This window comes from Microbacterium sp. Soil_N32, assembly GCF_057655505.1.
This window is the reverse complement of sequence record NZ_JBDGME010000018.1, coordinates 79,336-94,482: the sequence shown is the minus strand read 5'-3', so window position 1 is coordinate 94,482 and position 15,147 is coordinate 79,336. Positions and strand designations below refer to the sequence as shown.

18 protein-coding genes and 1 tRNA gene are annotated in these 15,147 nt (G+C 70.6%); 7 read left to right on the top strand and 12 right to left on the bottom strand.

Features of this window, described 5'->3' with window-relative positions; all coding sequences use genetic code 11:
- Positions 1-73 precede the first annotated feature (73 nt).
- Positions 74-361, top strand: a complete 288-nt coding sequence (locus tag AC3A3J_RS06780; RefSeq protein WP_487671546.1) for a WXG100 family type VII secretion target — start codon at positions 74-76, stop codon at positions 359-361.
- 92 nt (positions 362-453) lie between these two features.
- On the opposite strand, the gene groL is transcribed toward AC3A3J_RS06780, so the two are convergent.
- From groL to AC3A3J_RS06760, 4 genes are all read right to left on the bottom strand, one after another.
- Positions 454-2,073 carry a chaperonin GroEL gene (gene groL, locus AC3A3J_RS06775; protein WP_487671545.1) on the bottom strand — a complete coding sequence of 540 codons (1,620 nt, stop codon included), beginning with the start codon at positions 2,071-2,073 and terminating at the stop codon, positions 454-456.
- 140 nt (positions 2,074-2,213) lie between these two features.
- Positions 2,214-2,792 (bottom strand): LytR C-terminal domain-containing protein, encoded by a 579-nt coding sequence (locus AC3A3J_RS06770; protein WP_487671544.1) that lies wholly within the window; start codon positions 2,790-2,792, stop codon positions 2,214-2,216.
- A gap of 25 nt (positions 2,793-2,817) precedes the next feature.
- On the bottom strand, positions 2,818-3,075 hold the full coding sequence (locus AC3A3J_RS06765; protein WP_487671543.1) for a DUF3263 domain-containing protein: 258 nt from the start codon (positions 3,073-3,075) through the stop codon (positions 2,818-2,820).
- Positions 3,076-3,084: 9 nt separating this feature from the next.
- A complete protein-coding gene (locus AC3A3J_RS06760) occupies positions 3,085-4,077 on the bottom strand; it encodes a DUF2332 family protein (protein WP_487671542.1) in 993 nt (330 codons plus the stop codon).
- Positions 4,078-4,151: 74 nt separating this feature from the next.
- On the opposite strand from AC3A3J_RS06760, the gene msrB reads away from it, so the two are divergent.
- Together msrB and AC3A3J_RS06750 are read left to right on the top strand one after the other, a co-directional pair.
- Positions 4,152-4,562: a peptide-methionine (R)-S-oxide reductase MsrB gene (gene msrB, locus AC3A3J_RS06755; protein WP_487671541.1), complete on the top strand. Its 411-nt coding sequence runs from the start codon at positions 4,152-4,154 to the stop codon at positions 4,560-4,562.
- Positions 4,559-5,122 carry a nitroreductase family protein gene (locus tag AC3A3J_RS06750; RefSeq protein WP_487671540.1) on the top strand — a complete coding sequence of 188 codons (564 nt, stop codon included), beginning with the start codon at positions 4,559-4,561 and terminating at the stop codon, positions 5,120-5,122. Before msrB ends, AC3A3J_RS06750 begins: the two co-directional genes overlap by 4 nt.
- A gap of 6 nt (positions 5,123-5,128) precedes the next feature.
- On the opposite strand, the gene AC3A3J_RS06745 is transcribed toward AC3A3J_RS06750, so the two are convergent.
- Positions 5,129-6,067, bottom strand: coding sequence for a DMT family transporter (locus tag AC3A3J_RS06745; RefSeq protein WP_487671539.1), 939 nt, complete (start codon positions 6,065-6,067; stop codon positions 5,129-5,131).
- A gap of 64 nt (positions 6,068-6,131) precedes the next feature.
- Here AC3A3J_RS06745 and AC3A3J_RS06740 point away from each other — a divergent pair, with 64 nt between their 5' ends.
- Positions 6,132-6,785 (top strand): SOS response-associated peptidase family protein, encoded by a 654-nt coding sequence (locus tag AC3A3J_RS06740; protein WP_487671538.1) that lies wholly within the window; start codon positions 6,132-6,134, stop codon positions 6,783-6,785.
- The gene (locus tag AC3A3J_RS06735) at positions 6,785-7,162 is read left to right on the top strand and encodes an MmcQ/YjbR family DNA-binding protein (RefSeq protein ID WP_487671537.1); all 378 of its coding nucleotides are present in this window, start codon (positions 6,785-6,787) and stop codon (positions 7,160-7,162) included. Before AC3A3J_RS06740 ends, AC3A3J_RS06735 begins: the two co-directional genes overlap by 1 nt.
- 49 nt (positions 7,163-7,211) lie before the next feature.
- On the opposite strand, the gene AC3A3J_RS06730 is transcribed toward AC3A3J_RS06735, so the two are convergent.
- Genes AC3A3J_RS06730 through AC3A3J_RS06715 form a run of 4 tightly spaced genes read right to left on the bottom strand, consistent with a single transcriptional unit; the run spans position 7,212 to position 10,635 of the window.
- Positions 7,212-7,826 carry a response regulator gene (locus AC3A3J_RS06730; protein ID WP_487671536.1) on the bottom strand — a complete coding sequence of 205 codons (615 nt, stop codon included), beginning with the start codon at positions 7,824-7,826 and terminating at the stop codon, positions 7,212-7,214.
- Positions 7,823-8,911 carry a sensor histidine kinase gene (locus AC3A3J_RS06725; RefSeq protein WP_487671535.1) on the bottom strand — a complete coding sequence of 363 codons (1,089 nt, stop codon included), beginning with the start codon at positions 8,909-8,911 and terminating at the stop codon, positions 7,823-7,825. The genes AC3A3J_RS06730 and AC3A3J_RS06725 overlap by 4 nt, the downstream gene beginning before the upstream one ends.
- 9 nt (positions 8,912-8,920) lie before the next feature.
- The gene (locus AC3A3J_RS06720) at positions 8,921-9,682 is read right to left on the bottom strand and encodes an ABC transporter permease (protein ID WP_487671534.1); all 762 of its coding nucleotides are present in this window, start codon (positions 9,680-9,682) and stop codon (positions 8,921-8,923) included.
- On the bottom strand, positions 9,679-10,635 hold the full coding sequence (locus tag AC3A3J_RS06715; protein ID WP_487671533.1) for an ABC transporter ATP-binding protein: 957 nt from the start codon (positions 10,633-10,635) through the stop codon (positions 9,679-9,681). The genes AC3A3J_RS06720 and AC3A3J_RS06715 overlap by 4 nt, the downstream gene beginning before the upstream one ends.
- A gap of 70 nt (positions 10,636-10,705) precedes the next feature.
- Here AC3A3J_RS06715 and cycA point away from each other — a divergent pair, with 70 nt between their 5' ends.
- Positions 10,706-12,235: a D-serine/D-alanine/glycine transporter gene (gene cycA, locus AC3A3J_RS06710; RefSeq protein ID WP_487671774.1), complete on the top strand. Its 1,530-nt coding sequence runs from the start codon at positions 10,706-10,708 to the stop codon at positions 12,233-12,235.
- Positions 12,236-12,327: 92 nt separating this feature from the next.
- A complete protein-coding gene (locus AC3A3J_RS06705) occupies positions 12,328-13,470 on the top strand; it encodes a calcium:cation antiporter (protein ID WP_487671773.1) in 1,143 nt (380 codons plus the stop codon).
- Positions 13,471-13,563: 93 nt separating this feature from the next.
- Here the strand turns inward: AC3A3J_RS06705 and AC3A3J_RS06700 are convergent, their stop codons facing one another.
- The 3 genes from AC3A3J_RS06700 to AC3A3J_RS06690 form a co-directional block, all read right to left on the bottom strand.
- A complete protein-coding gene (locus AC3A3J_RS06700; protein WP_487671532.1) occupies positions 13,564-14,514 on the bottom strand; it encodes an aldo/keto reductase in 951 nt (316 codons plus the stop codon).
- A 123-nt stretch (positions 14,515-14,637) separates the two neighbouring features.
- Positions 14,638-14,922, bottom strand: coding sequence for a hypothetical protein (locus AC3A3J_RS06695; RefSeq protein WP_487671531.1), 285 nt, complete (start codon positions 14,920-14,922; stop codon positions 14,638-14,640).
- 113 nt (positions 14,923-15,035) lie between these two features.
- Positions 15,036-15,108, bottom strand: a tRNA-Thr gene (locus AC3A3J_RS06690).
- Positions 15,109-15,147: the final 39 nt, after the last annotated feature.

Here is a 15,147-nt window from a genome sequence, read left to right as displayed (position 1 = left end):
ATCCGCACGCCCGGGCGTCCCGGTCGGCGCGCCTCGTGCGTACGGTCGGAGCACCAACGAAAGGGGAACCCTCATGTCCGTCTTCACCGTCGACACCGAAGCCGTCCAGGCCGCCCAGACCGCGGCACTCGCGACCATGACCCGCCTGCAGAGCGAGTCGACCACGCTCATGGCGCAGCTCACGCAGCTGCAGTCGTCGTGGGTCGGCGGAGCCGCCACCGCCTTCCAGGGCTGCGCCGAGCAGTGGCGGGGCGCCGCCGCGCATGTGGAGCAGGTCCTGGAATCGATCGGTTCGGCTCTCGGCTCCGCAGCCACCCAGTACGCCGATGCCGATCAGTACTCAGCGGGCCTGTTCCGCTGATCCCACGCCGGACGGCGGATTCCTCCTCCGCCGTCCGGTAACGCAGAACGCCCCCGGCCGAAGCCGGGGGCGTTCTGTTCATGCGGGATGGATCAGAAGTCCATGCCACCCGTCGGGTCGCCCGCGGGAGCGGCGGCCTTCTCGGGCTTGTCGGCGACGACGGCCTCCGTGGTGAGGAAGAGACCGGCGATCGACGCGGCGTTCTGCAGCGCGGAGCGCGTGACCTTCGCCGGGTCGATGATGCCCTGTGCGAACATGTCACCGTACTCGCCCGTGGCGGCGTTGAGGCCCTGGCCCGCGGGGAGCTCGGAGACCTTGTTCGCCACGACGCCCGGCTCGAGACCGGCGTTGAGGGCGATCTGCTTCAGCGGAGCCTCGATCGCGACGCGGACGATGCTCGCGCCGGTCGCCTCGTCGCCCGAGAGCGTAAGGACGTCGAGGGCCTTGGTGCCGGCCTGGATGAGCGCGACGCCACCACCGGGGACGATGCCCTCCTCGACGGCCGCCTTCGCGTTGCGCACGGCGTCTTCGATGCGGTGCTTGCGCTCCTTGAGCTCGACCTCGGTCGCCGCACCCGCCTTGATGACGGCCACGCCGCCCGCGAGCTTCGCGAGGCGCTCCTGCAGCTTCTCACGGTCGTAGTCGCTGTCGGTGTTCTCGATCTCGCGACGGATCTGCGTGACGCGACCCTCGATCTGGTCGGCCTCGCCGGCACCCTCGACGATCGTGGTCTCGTCCTTGGTGACGATGACCTTGCGCGCACGGCCGAGCAGGTCGAGCGTCGCGTTCTCGAGCTTGAGGCCCACCTCTTCGGTGATGACCTGTCCGCCGGTGAGGATCGCGATGTCCTGCAGCTGCGCCTTGCGGCGGTCGCCGAAGCCGGGGGCCTTGACGGCGACCGACTTGAAGATGCCCTTGAGCTTGTTGAGCACGAGCGTCGCGAGAGCCTCGCCCTCGACGTCCTCGGCGATGATGACGAGCTCCTTGCCGTCCTGGATCACCTTGTCGACGATCGGCAGCAGGTCCTTGATGTTGGAGACCTTCTGGTTCGCGATGAGGATGTAGGGGTCCTCGAAGACCGCTTCCTGGCGGTCGGGGTCCGTCACGAAGTACGGGTTGAGGTAGCCCTTGTCGAAGCGCATGCCCTCGGTGAGCTCGAGCTCGGTGCCGAACGTCTGCGACTCCTCGACGGTGACCACGCCCTCCTTGCCGACCTTGTCGATCGCCTCGGCGATCAGCTCGCCGATGGCGGGGTCTGCGGCTGAGATGGATGCCGTGGCGGCGATCTGCTCCTTCGACTCGATCTCCTTGGCGCTGCTGAGCAGCTCCTCGGTGATCGCCGCGACGGCCTTCTCGATGCCGCGCTTCAGGGAGATGGGGTCGGCGCCGGCCGCGACGTTGCGCAGGCCCTCGCGGACGAGCGCCTGAGCCAGGACCGTGGCGGTCGTGGTGCCGTCACCGGCGACGTCGTCGGTCTTCTTCGCGACCTCCTTGACGAGCTCCGCGCCGATCTTCTCGTACGGGTCGTCCAGCTCGATCTCCTTGGCGATGGACACGCCGTCGTTCGTGATGGTGGGGGCGCCCCACTTCTTCTCGAGCACGACGTTGCGACCACGCGGGCCGAGCGTCACCTTGACGGCGTCGGCGAGGATGTTGAGGCCGCGCTCGAGGCCGCGACGGGCCTCCTCATCGAAAGCGATGATCTTTGCCATGAGTTTTGTCGTCCCTCCTGGACGTAGACGTTGGGGTTTAGCACTCCGAGTATGCGAGTGCTAACGCCATTCTGGCACTCGACCCCACCGAGTGCAAGCCGTGCGGAGGGGGTGCGCGCGGGCGCTCAGGGCGCGGGCGCTCAGGGCGCGGGCGTCTCGCCGCTCGATCCGTCGTCTGCTCCGCCGCCCGACGCGCGGTCGAGGCCGATCACGATCGTCAGCTGCTTCTGCCCCTCCGCCAGGCCGGCGTAGAAGTCGCTCTGCTCGACGGCGGCGCCGCCGATGAGATCGGCGACCCCGAGCGCGGCCGTGCGGTCGGCATCTTCGACGTAGTAGACGGTGGTGTCGGTGAAGTCCTCGCTCCCGCTGTCGCTGGCGTAGACCGTGGCAAAGCCGGCATTGAGCAGCGTGTCGCGCATCTGGGCGTCGAGGCCCTCATCGGGAGTCGCGTTGAGGATGGTCACCGCGAAGGAGGTGTCGACGACGCCCGTCTCGACCGGGGTCGGCACCGCGGTGGGCTGCGCCTCGGGGAACAGGCTGATGCGTCCCATGACCACCAGAGACCCGAAGATGCCGGCGATCACCAGGATGAGGGCGGCCACGAAGGACCAGAGGAGCACCACCCAGCCGTTCATTCGTGGCGCCTCGGCGCGGTGCGCTCCGACGCGACCGTCGGAGCGGGGGACCTCGTCGAAACGATCGCGGGAGGGCTTGGACACCCCTCGATGCTAGCCGAGGCGTGCTTCAGCCCACGAACCCCGGGGCGCGGGCGGTGCGCCGCCGGGCCCGCACATCGCGAAGTCGACGGAGCCGACCGATCAGCAGGGGATCGTACTCGAGGGCGGCGTCCGAGTCGACCAGGCGTCCGAGCAGCTGGTAGTACCGGGCCGCGCTCATTCCGAGCTGCGCGCGGATGACCTCCTCCTTCGCGCCGCTGTGCCGCGGCCAGAGGGTCTCCAGCGAGAGGATCGCGCGATCGCGCTCCGTCATCTCTCCCTGCATGCCTCCAGGTTAGGTCGGCTTCCCGCCCGTTCCGGGACGCCACTCCCACCACGCGCCGAGCGGGTCGGCCGCGGCGCGCACCTGCCCGTCGAGGGCGACGACGAAACCCGGCCAGGACGCCACGTCGACCGCCGGCTCCCAGATGTCGAGCAGGCCCGGCGGATCGATCGTCACCCAGCGCGCATCGAGGGAGCGGATGCTCTCGACGAGCGCCGCCCGCGGGCCCCGAGAGATGTGGACGAGCACGCCGGGCGTGGTGACGACGAGCGTCGCGTCGGACGGCGCCGTGGCGGCGAGCGCGTCGAGGCCGTTGGCGGCGTCCCCCGCGACGAGCAACGGCGGGTCGGATGCCGCCACGTCGAGCGCCGCGTCGATGCGCTGCTCCCGGCCGCTCTCCCCCGGCCACACGAGACCGCGCAGCCAGCGGCGGTCGTCGGGGTCACGAGCGTCGCGGGGGGCGAGATCGATGCCGGCGCGCCACACGATCTGCGGCATCGACAGCGGCGGGAGCGGCCCGTCGACGCGGCTCTCGAGCACGACGTCGGACACACCGTCGTGCGGGTCGAGGGCGACGCGCAGCGTTCCCTCGGCGTCGCGGAACCGGTAGGAGTACCGATCGGGGTACAGGCACAGCCCGGCGGATGCCCCCACCTCGAGCAGCGCGAGCGGGCCCTCGAACTCCGACAGCACGGGGAGCAGGGCCGCCAGGCGGAGCGGCTCGTTGGTCTGCAGCGTGCGGGATGTGCACTCCGACACCACGTCGTCTGCGCGGTCGAGGACGAACGCCCGCCAGTCGGCGAACCCTCTCAGCGGGGCGCCGAGCAGACGCGTGACGGCGAAGACGAGCGGCGGCTGCCGGTGCGTCTCGGGGATGCGGGCGAGCACCGCCTGCACCGCGGCATCCTCGGCGACTCCGGCCGCCCATTCCGCGTAGATCGCGCTGCGACCGGGGGCCTCCAGTGCGGCGAATCGCGCGTAGCGCTCGCGTACGGCATCCGTCATCCCTCCATTCTCACCGCCGACGTGCCCGTGCTCCGCGCAGAGGGGAGAATGGAGGGAACACCCCGGGAGGACACATGCCGTACGACGTGCAGAAGACCGAAGACGAGTGGCGCCAGGAGCTCGGCGACGAGCAGTACGCGGTGCTGCGCCAGTCCGCCACCGAGCGCGCGTGGACGGGCGAGCTGCTCGACGAGAGCCGCGCCGGCCTCTACACCTGCGGCGCGTGCGGCGCCGAACTGTTCCAGAGCGGGACGAAGTTCGACTCCGGGTGCGGCTGGCCGAGCTTCTACGAGTCGGTGCGCCCCGAGGCGGTCGAGCTCATCGAGGACACCTCCCTCGGCATGGTGCGCACCGAGGTGCGCTGCGCGAGCTGCGGCTCGCACCTCGGCCACGTCTTCCCCGACGGGTTCGGCACGCCCACGGGCGACCGCTACTGCATGAACTCGCTCGCGCTGAACTTCACCCCCGAGGCACCGGAGGCGTGAGCGCCCTCGACGCGGTCCTCGCGCGTCAGTCGTGGTCGAAGGTCACTCCCGACGCCCCGACGCGCGAGCAGCTGCTCCCTCTCGTCGCCGCGGCGGGGCGGGTCGCCGACCACTCCTCGCTGCGTCCGTGGCGGCTGATCGAGCTGCGCGGCGACGACCGTCTCGCGCTCGGCGCGGCGATCGGCAAGGCCGAGGGCGACAAGCATCGGTCGTCGAAGCCGCTGCGCGCCTCGCTGCTCATCGCCGTCGTGGCGAGCTACCGCAAGAGCGGGAAGGTGCCGCGGTGGGAGCAGGAGGCCGTCGCGTCGGGTGTCGCGCACACTCTCAGCCTGCTGCTCGACGAGGCCGGGTGGGGCGTCATCTGGCGCACCGGCGGCTACACGCGTGCGAAGGCGGTCGCCAAAGCGCACGGTCTCGGCAAGAACGAGGAGCTCCTCGGGTGGCTCTACGTCGGCGGGAAGCCCGACAAGAAGCCGGGCCGACGCAAGCCGGTCGACGCCGACGAGGTGCTCACGCGGATGCCGGCGCCCGACGCCGTGAAGAAGCAGAAGAAGAAGTAGGCGGCGTCACCGTCGAGGGCGGGCGAGCGCCACGAGGACGGATGCCGCGGCGATGACGACCATCGTCACGATCTGCCACGGAGCGGGGCCTGCCTCGGTGGGCCAGAGCATGTCGATGATCACCGCCGTCACGAGCTGGCCGAGCACCGATCCGAGCCCGAGCAGCAGCACGCCCGTGTGCGCCACGAGGAACGCGCCGAGGAAGATGTACGCGACGCCGAGCGTGCCGCCGAGGTAGAGCCAGGGCTCGGCGGGCAGCGGATCGGGTGCGCCGCCGACCAGCACGCTGACGGCCGCGGCGAGCGCGAGCACGACCGTTCCGGCGACGAAGCTCGTCATCGTCGCGGCCATCGGAGAGGCGACCCGCTGGGCGAGACGGCCGTTCGCCGCCTGCTGCCAGGCGATGCCGACCCCCGCGGCGAACGGCAGCACGAGCATCCACAGCGGCGCCGTGGTCAGCACGTCGCCACTCAGCGACACCGCGACCGCGATGAGGGCCAGGGCCGCTCCGGCGACGCGTCCCATCGTCACGGCCACCACGCCGGCGGGGCCGAAGCCGATGCGGTCGAGGACGAGTCCGTGCGTGGTCTGCCCCGCCACCACACCGACGGTGAACAGCGAGACGCCCAACAGACCGGCCGTGAGGCCCTGGGTCGACACCGTGAGAGCGCCGCAGGCGCCGCCGAGCAGCATCCACGGCGGGATGCGGCGCGCCCGCAGTCCTCGCACGAGTCGGGCCATGCCCGCCCGGCCGGATGGCAGCGCCGCGACGATCGCGGCGAGCACGAGGGTGCCGACCGAGAACGAGACGAGTCCGGCCAGGATGCCGTCGCCGAGACGGACACCGAGCACGCCGTTGATGCGGGCCTGGATCGCGGTCATGACGCCGATCGCCACCGCACCGCCGATCGCCACCGGGGCGGGAACGGAACGAGTCGGGGTCACCGCCTCACGCTACCGGACCCCACGACCCCTCCCGCGTGTCGGAGGCCGGGTCTAGCCTGGGGGCATGTGCGCGAGCTACGGACTGGACCCCCGCTTCACCGACGCCGAGCTGCTGGCCGAGGCCGACATCGAGGTGCTCGACGACCTGCGCGACTGGGCGCAGCGCAACGACGGCGAGACGCTGCGCCCGACGGGCAAGAACCTGCGCAACCTCAACCCCGTGGTCGTCGACGCCGAGGGGGCGCCCACCCTCGAGACCGCGTGGTGGGGGTTCCTGGTCGACGGGGCGCCGGCACGCTTCCCCTCGATCAACACCCGTTCCGAGCGTCTGCAGGAGCGGCCGGGCGGCCTCAAGAATCGCGCGCTGGTTCCGGCCACGAACTGGTTCGAGATGAAGAAGCCCGAGCGGGTGTGGCACGAGTTCGGCCTCGGTGCGGGCACGCTGTTCGGCATGGCCGCGGTGACCCAGCGCGGTCGAACCGCCGACGGCGAATGGTTCACGTGCTACTCGATCGTCATGCGGCCCGCTCCCGCGCATCTCGCCGACATCCACGACCGCATGCCCGTGCTCATCCCGACCTCCTTCGCCCGCGACTGGCTCACGGCGCAGGGCGACCGTGAGCTGATCGACGAAGCTCTGCTGGCGGCGGCATCCCTCGACGACCGTGTGATCGCGGCGCCGCGCGCCGACGACAAGGGAACGGACCGCCTCTTCTGATGGATGCAGACGCGCTCACCCGCACCGCGGCGGCGCGTGCCGACGAGCTGCCCGGCTCGGAGCGCACGGCACCCTTCGGCCCCGAGTGGGACGTCTACAAGGTGCGCGGACGCGTGTTCCTGCTGCTCCCCCTCGACGGCACCGGGCGCGTGACCCTGAAGTCGCACCCGGACGACGCCGTGGCCCTGCGCGAGACCTTCGCCGACATCGTTCCCGGGTATCACATGAACAAGAAGCACTGGATCACGCTGCAGCCGGGTCCGTCGCTCGAAGCCGGGCTGGTCGACGAACTCGTCACCGAGTCGTACCGTCTCGTCGTCGAGAAGCTCCCTCGCGCCCAGCGGCCCGTCGACCCCGAACTGTTCGGCCGGGTCTGAACAACGCCGCGGCGCGGGTGACCGGGGCGGTGGGGCGACCGCCCGTCGCCTAGATCCACCCCTTGTCGCGCGCGACGCGCGCCGCTTGCACCCGGTTCTCGGTCGCCGTCTTGCCGATCGCCGAAGACAGGTGGTTGCGGACCGTTCCCGCCGAGAGGAAGACCTCGGCGGCGATGCGGGCGATCGCGCGACCGTCGGCCGACAGACGCAGCACCTGCTGCTCTCGCTCGCTCAGCGGGTTGGCCCCCTCGAACAGCGACGCCTCGGCGAGCGCCGGGTCGACGACGCGCAGCCCCTGGTGCACGCGCCGCACGGCGTGGGCCAGTTCGGACGCCGGGGTGTCTTTGGCGATGAAGCCACTCGCCCCCGCATCGAGCGCCTGCCGCAGGTAGCCGGGGCGTGCGAACGTCGTGACGACGAGCACCCGCGTCGACGGGCTCGCCGCCCGCACTGCCCGGGTCGCCGCGATGCCGTCGATGCCCGGCATCTGGATGTCCATGAGGCAGACGTCGGGCTGCGTCTCGGCGGCGCGCTCGCTGGCCGCGGCGCCGTCTGCGGCCTCGGCCACCACGGTGAGGTCTCGTTCGAGGTCGAGCAGCGCCCCCATCGCCCCGCGCACGAGCGCCTGGTCGTCGACGAGCAGCAGCCGGATGGGATCGGTCACCAGGTCACGCTCACTCTCGTGCCGCCCCCGGGCACCTCGTCGACGGCGAGCACGGCCCCCGCCGCCGCCGCACGTTCCGCCATGCCGCGCATCCCGTTGCCCGCCTTGCCGCGCATTCCGCCTCCGTCGTCTTCGACGATCACTTCGCCGGGTGCCATGACGATGCGCACCCGCGAGGCATCCGCATGCCGCAGCACGTTGGTCGTCGCCTCCCGCACGATCCACCCCGCGGGCAGCGACTGTGCGGGCGAGAGCGCGGCGGACTCGCCCGTGACCTCGACGTCGACCCCCGCCGACCGGAGCGCTGCCGCGCTCGCCCGCACCTGCTCGCCGAGGGCGGCGCCCCGCAGACCGGTCACGGTGCTGCGCACCCCGGTGATCGCCTCGCCGGTCAGATGCACGATCTCGGCGAGTTCGGCCTTCGCCCGCTCTGGGTCGGCGTCGACGAGTCGCTCGGCGAGTTCAGCTTTGAGCTTCACCGCGGTGAGCGTGTGCCCGAGCAGGTCGTGCACGTCGCGCGCGATCGACGTGCGCTCCTCGCTCGTCGCGAGTTGCACGCGCACCCGATCGGCATCGACCGAGCGCCCGATCAACCACGAGTTGACGGTGTTCACCACCGCGATCAGCAGTACGATCGCGAGAATTTGGAAGTGCTCCGCGAACCGCCCGGTGACGACGATCACCCCGACGGCGATCGCGATGCCGCCGAGCGTGGTCGCCCAGTGCCAGATGCCGCGCAGGCCGTAGCTGGCGTACGACATGAGGTACGGCAGGAAGCTGAGCGCCCGAGTGTCGATCGCGGGGATCGTCGCGATCGCACAGGCGATCTGCGCCCAGAACAGCGCGCGCACGAGCCGGCCGGGCGCGCCCCACTCCGCGCGCATCCCGGCGACGAAACCGACGACGTAGACGACCGCGAAGCAGACGAGCGCCACCCAGCCCAGCGCCACCCACCCGACCGCGGCGCGGGACTGGAGCAGCGCCAGCACGGGGTAGACCAGGAAGACCATCCAGACGACGGCCATGAGCCAGCCCCAGCGCTGCCAGGGCCCGGTGTGCGCCGTGCTGTCGGCGACGTCGGTCATCGCTCCAGCCTAGCGACGGCGCCGCGAGCGCAGCACCCCGAGGCGCACCAGCGCGGCGAAAGCGACGGCCCAGACGACGACGTTCAGCAGGACCGCCCACAGCGGGTCGGACCCGCCCGCGACGAGCGCGCCCTCGGTGGCCGGCCACCGCACCAGGGCGACGTAGCCGTACATCGGCGTCCAGTGCGCGATGTCGAGCATCGCGCCGTCGAGCGGCACGAACACGTTGCCGAAGAAGCCGAAGAACGTGATCGAGATCGACGCGAGAGCCGCCGCCGAGTCGGAGTTGAAGGCGAGACCGACGCCCAGTCCGAACAGGCCGAACACGAGCCCGAGCCCGAGCGTGATCACGGCGGCAGCAGCCCACCGCCACGGGTCGGATGCCTCGGCACCCGTCGCCAGCCCCGCGGCGTAGACGAACACCACGGCGAGCGCCGCGAACGAGACGGCGGCGAGCACCTTGGTCAGCGCATAGCCGAGGGTCGACATCGGTGTGAGCGCCAGCTGCCTCCCCCACCCCTGACCGACCTCCGAGGCGGCGAGCGAGCAGAGCGAGCTCATCGCGGTCGCTGTGCCGTAGGCGCCCATCGACACCATGACGTAGAACGAGACGTTGGCCTGGCCGACGCTCTGCGACGCGTACGACATGCTCGCCCCGAAAAGCAGGTACATCGCCACGGGCATCGCGAGGGTGAACGCGAGCGTGTAGGGGTTGCGGATCTGACGGACGAGTTCGGTGCGGTACAGCACCGGGGCGACGAGCGCGGTCATGCGGGGTCCTTGGTAAGAGAGGCGAATGCGGATTCGAGGGTGGGAGCGGTGATCTCCAGATCGGTGGCGCCCCGTGCGAGCAGGCGCCCCGCGAGGAGGTCGGATGCGGCGGTGCGCACCGTGACGCGATCGGCGTCGACATCGACGTCGGCGACCCCCGCATCGGCGCGCAGCTCGGCGACGAGCGCGGCGACCTCGGCGCGGCCGCCCGGCACCGTGGCCGACACCGTGCGCCCGCCGAGCGACGCCCGCAGCTGGGCCGTCGCGCCGTCGGCGACCACGACGCCGTGATTCATCACGACCGTGCGACGGGCGAACTGCTCGGCCTCTTCGAGGTAGTGGGTCGCGAAGACGATGGTGCGTCCGGCATCGGCATCCGCCCGCATCGCGTCCCAGAACCGGCGACGGGCGGTGACGTCCATTCCCGCGGTGGGCTCGTCGAGCACCAGCACGTCCGGATCCGGCAGCAGGGCGAGGGCGAACTTCACGCGCTGCTTCTCGCCGCCCGAGCAGCGGCCGACACGCCGCCGCGCGATCGGACCGAGGTCCGCGCGCTCCATCACCTCGGCGATGCGGCCGGTCGCGCCGTGCAGTCCGGCGATCACCGCCACCGTCTCGCGCACGGTGAGGTCAGCGAGCAGCCCTCCCGTCTGCAGCACGGCGGCGAGCCGCCCCGCGGCGACGGCCCGCTGCGGCCGCGTGCCGAGCACCTGCACCTCTCCCTCATCGGGCTCGGCCAGCCCGAGCAGCACGTCGATCGTCGTGGTCTTCCCGGCACCGTTCGGTCCGAGCAGCGCCACCACCTCCCCGCGCTCGATGCGCAGGTCGACGCCGTCGACCGCAACGACGCGGTGTGCACCGACGCCGAAGCGGCGGACGATCCCCTGCAGCTCGACGGCGGGGGCTGGGTGCTCGGGCTCGCGAACGGTGGAGACGGGGGCAGGCTGGGTCATGCTTCCAGTGAACCGCCGACCGCCGCGCGACGCCGGAGCCCGATGTCACACGTTCGGGATGACATCCGTCATGTCGGCACGCCGTCTCGCGATGCCCGCCGCATCGTCGTCGTTTCGGAGCGACCCCGAGTCGTCGGATACTCTGCATCGGGTGACCGTGCAGAAGACCGACGACGAACAGCACCTGCGGCGCGCGCTGAGCAACCGCCACATTCAGCTCCTGGCGATCGGCGGGGCCATCGGCACCGGCCTGTTCATGGGCAGCGGGAAGACGATCTCGGTCGCCGGACCCTCGGTGATCTTCGTCTACATGATCATCGGCTTCATGCTGTTCTTCGTCATGCGCGCCATGGGCGAGCTGCTGCTGTCGAATCTGAAGTACAAGTCGTTCAGCGACTTCGCGAGCGACCTCCTGGGCCCGTGGGCCGGCTTCTTCACGGGGTGGACCTACTGGTTCTGCTGGGTCGTCACCGGGGTCGCCGACGTCATCGCGATCGCCGGGTACACGGATGCGCTCTTCCCGGGCATCCCCCTCTGGATCCCCGGGCTCGCCGTGGTCGTCATCCTCCTCGCGCTCAACCTCCCCTCGGTCGCCGCCTTCGGTGAGATGGAGTTCTGGTTCGCGCTCATCAAGATCATCGCGATCGTGGCCCTCATCGTCACCGGTCTCGTCATGATCGTCACCGGGTTCTCGCACGAGGCCGGCACCGCCACCTTCGCCAATCTGTGGGCGCACGGCGGCATGTTCCCGCACGGCTTCCTGGGGTTCGTCGCCGGGTTCCAGATCGCGGTGTTCGCCTTCGTGGGCGTCGAGCTCGTCGGTACCGCGGCGGCCGAGACGAAGAACCCGGAGAAGAACCTCCCGAAGGCGATCAACGCGATCCCCATCCGCATCCTGCTGTTCTATGTGGGCGCGCTCGTCATCCTCATGTCCGTCACGCCGTGGACGGAGTACGTCGCCGGCGAGAGTCCGTTCATCGCGATGTTCGCCCTCGCCGGGCTCGGGATCGCCGCCACGGTGGTCAACCTCGTCGTGCTCACCTCGGCGATGTCCAGCGCCAACTCGGGAATCTACTCGACGTCGCGCATGGTGTTCGGCCTCGCACAGGATGGCGACGCGCCGCGTCTGTTCGGCCGTCTGTCGAAGCGGCGCGTGCCGCAGAACGCACTGTTCCTGTCGTGCATCCTGCTGCTCTCCGGCGTCGTGCTGCTCTACGCGGGCGACGACATCGGCACCGCCTTCGAGATGGTCACGACCGTCTCGGCCGTGTGCTTCATGTTCGTGTGGACGATCTTCCTGCTGAGCTACCTGGCCTACCGCCGCACCCGCCCGGCGAAGGCCGCCGCCTCGACCTTCCGCCTGCCGGGCGGCCGGGTGATGGTCTTCGTCGTCCTGGCGTTCTTCGTCTTCATCCTCTGGGCTCTCACGACGCAGCCCGATACGCTCACCGCGCTGCTGGTGACGCCGATCTGGTTCGCGGTGCTCGTCGTGGCGTGGCTCTTCGTGCGTCGCTCGCCGCACCACCTCGAGCGGCACGCCGCGCACATCGCGCACCTGCGCAGCGACGACGACGAAGACGACGCGCTGCCCAGCCGCTGAGCAGGTCGCCGCGGTACGCTGAGAGCACTCCGCGCCCGGGACGACCCGTCGCGTGTCATCGTCCGGGGACGGCCCCGCGAAGGATTCAGATGATGACCTCCCCCGCGGTAAGACAGTTCGTCGGAGCATCCGACCTCGCCCGCATCGCGCTCGGCTGGGGAACGTTCCTCGCCGTCGTGCTCGCGCATCCGCTCCTCGCCGCGCCGGCGCCCGCCCCGGCGTTGATCGTGGCGCTCGTCGTGATCGTGGTCGTGATCCTGGTGTGCGCGTTCGGGGTGGTGACGCAGGCCGAGGCGCTGGCGCATCGACTCGGCGATCCCTACGGGTCGCTCGTGCTCACTCTCTCGATCGTGCTGATCGAGGTCATCCTCATCTCCGCCGTGATGCTGGGCCCGGGCGAACACGCCACGATCGCGCGCGACTCGGTGATGGCCGTGTCGATGATCATCCTCAATCTGGTGATCGGCCTGGCGCTGCTGGTCGGCGGCATCCGGCACCGCGGCCTCGCGCACAACCGCACCGGCACCTCGGCCTACCTCTCGATGCTGGTCGTGCTGGTGACGCTCGCGTTCGGCCTGCCGGCGGTGATCGGCAGCGGCGGCGCATTCACCCTCGCCCAGGAGATCCCGATCGTCGTGCTCACCCTCGGGCTGTACGCGTTCTTCCTCGCCCGCCAGATGGGGGCGCAGTCCACGGACTTCACCGAAGTGACCCCTTTTCCCCGGGCCGCGAGCGAGAGGCCGGCTCCGCGTCTCGGCATCCGTCGCGTGCTCGTCGAACACCGCACGGAGGTGATCGCGCGGTTCGCCCTGCTCGTCGTCACGGTGGCCCCGATCGTGCTTCTGTCGCACGACATGGCCGCGCTGCTCGACGACGGCCTCGGGCGGTTGGGCGCTCCCCCGGCGCTCGCCGGCGTGCTGATCGCGGCGATCGTCTTCCTGCCCGAGTCGATCACGACGATCCGGGCCGCGCTGCGGGGAGAGGCCCAGCGTGTCGTGAACCTGTGCCACGGGGCTCTGGTGTCGACCGTGGGCTTGACCATCCCGGTCGTGCTGATCATCGGGATGCTCACGGGGCAGACCGTCGTCCTGGCGGAGTCGCCCGTGAACCTGCTGCTGCTGGGTGTCACCCTGTTGCTGTCGGTGACGACGTTCGCCGCGAAGCGAACCACCGCCGCCCACGGCGCCGCGCACCTGGTGGTCTTCGCCGCCTACCTCATCGCCCTCTTCTCCTAGCCCTCTCCCCCCAGCTCCCGTCGCATTTTCTGTCGCCTCAGCGCGCGGCGAGCGACAGAAAGTGCGACGGGAACGGGCGGAGGACGGGAGGGATCAGGACTGGGGCGTCCAGGCGGAGACGCGGGTGAGGGTCTCGACCTCGTCGGGAGCGAGCGTCAGGCGGGCTCCGGCGAGCAGGTCGGGCACCTGCTCGACCGTCCGCGCGCTGGCGATCGGAGCGACGACGGTCGGCTGCGCGCGCAGCCACGCGAGAGCGGTGGCGGCGATCGACGCCCCGTGGGCGCTGCCGATCTCCTCCAGCGCGTCGATGATCCGCAGCCCCTGCGGCGTGGCGTACTTCGCGGCCCCCTCGGCCCGCGGCGATGACTGCCCCGCGGTCTCGGTCGAACGGTACTTGCCGGTGAGGAAGCCGCTCGCGAGCGAGTAGTAGGGCACGAGTCCGAGCCCGAACTCCTCGGCGACGGGGATGATCGTGTCTTCGACCTCGTTGCGGTGCACGAGGTTGTAGTGCGGCTGGATCGCGACGGGCAGGGCGGCGCCGGTGCGCTGCGCGATGTCGATCCACTCCCGGATGCGCGCGCCGGAGTAGTTCGAGACCGCGACGTTGCGCACCAGACCGTCGGACACGAGGTCGCCGAACGCGCCGACGGTCTCCTCCAGCGGCACGGTCTCGTCGTCGAAGTGCGCGTAGTACAGGTCGATCGCGTCGACCCCGAGGCGTCCGAGCGACGCCTCGGCCGCACGGCGCACGTTCGACGCCGACAGTCCGCGGAACTCGGGGTGCTGGCTGACCTTGGTCGCGACGGTCACGCCCTCGGGCCGGCGCGACGCGAGCCACTCGCCGATGATCGTCTCGCTCTCACCGCCGCTGTTGCCGGGCGCCCAGGCGCTGTACGCGTCGGCCGTGTCGATGAAGTCACCGCCGCCGTCGACGAACGCGTCGAGAACGGCGAAGGAGGCGTCGCGGTCGGCCGTCCATCCGAACACGTTGCCGCCGAGCGAGAGGGGAAGAACGTCGAGGTCACTGTTTCCGATACGAGTCATACCGGGGCCAACCGACCACCGTCGTCGCGTATTTCCGATTCGGCGGCACACGGCCGTCCTCGGTCAGGAACCGCAGCGCTCGTTCCGCCTGGCGGGAGCCGAGGTTTCGTGATGCGCGGGCGGTCAGTCTCGAGAGTCGGGGCGGGCGTCCTGCGCGGCGATGATCCGCCGCATCAGGCGAAGACCACTCCACAGGTATACGGCACCCGCCACGGCGACCACGGTGAGTGCGATCGCCCAGGCCCAGGTGCCGAAGCTCCCCCCGCCGTCGACCGCGAGCGTCACCCAGTTCCACGCCGCGAACAGGAAGATCACGGCGATGACCGACGACCAGAAGATGGCGCTGATACGGATGCCCCGATCCCGCTCGGCAGCCGACGTCATGGGCTCATTCTCGGGCGTGCTCATACCTGAAGAATAGACGCGGGCGACCGCGACCTCGCAGTCGCCCGCACGACGGCACCGGACGAGAACCCAGAAACCCGAGGCATGGCGAGCAGCGGAACGTTCCGCCTGTGAAGAGCCGACTACGGGACTCGAACCCGTAACCCCCGTATTACAAGTACGGTGCGCTACCAATTGCGCCAAGTCGGCGGATGCCACCAGCTTAGCGATGGCGGAGCCGCGGTCCCG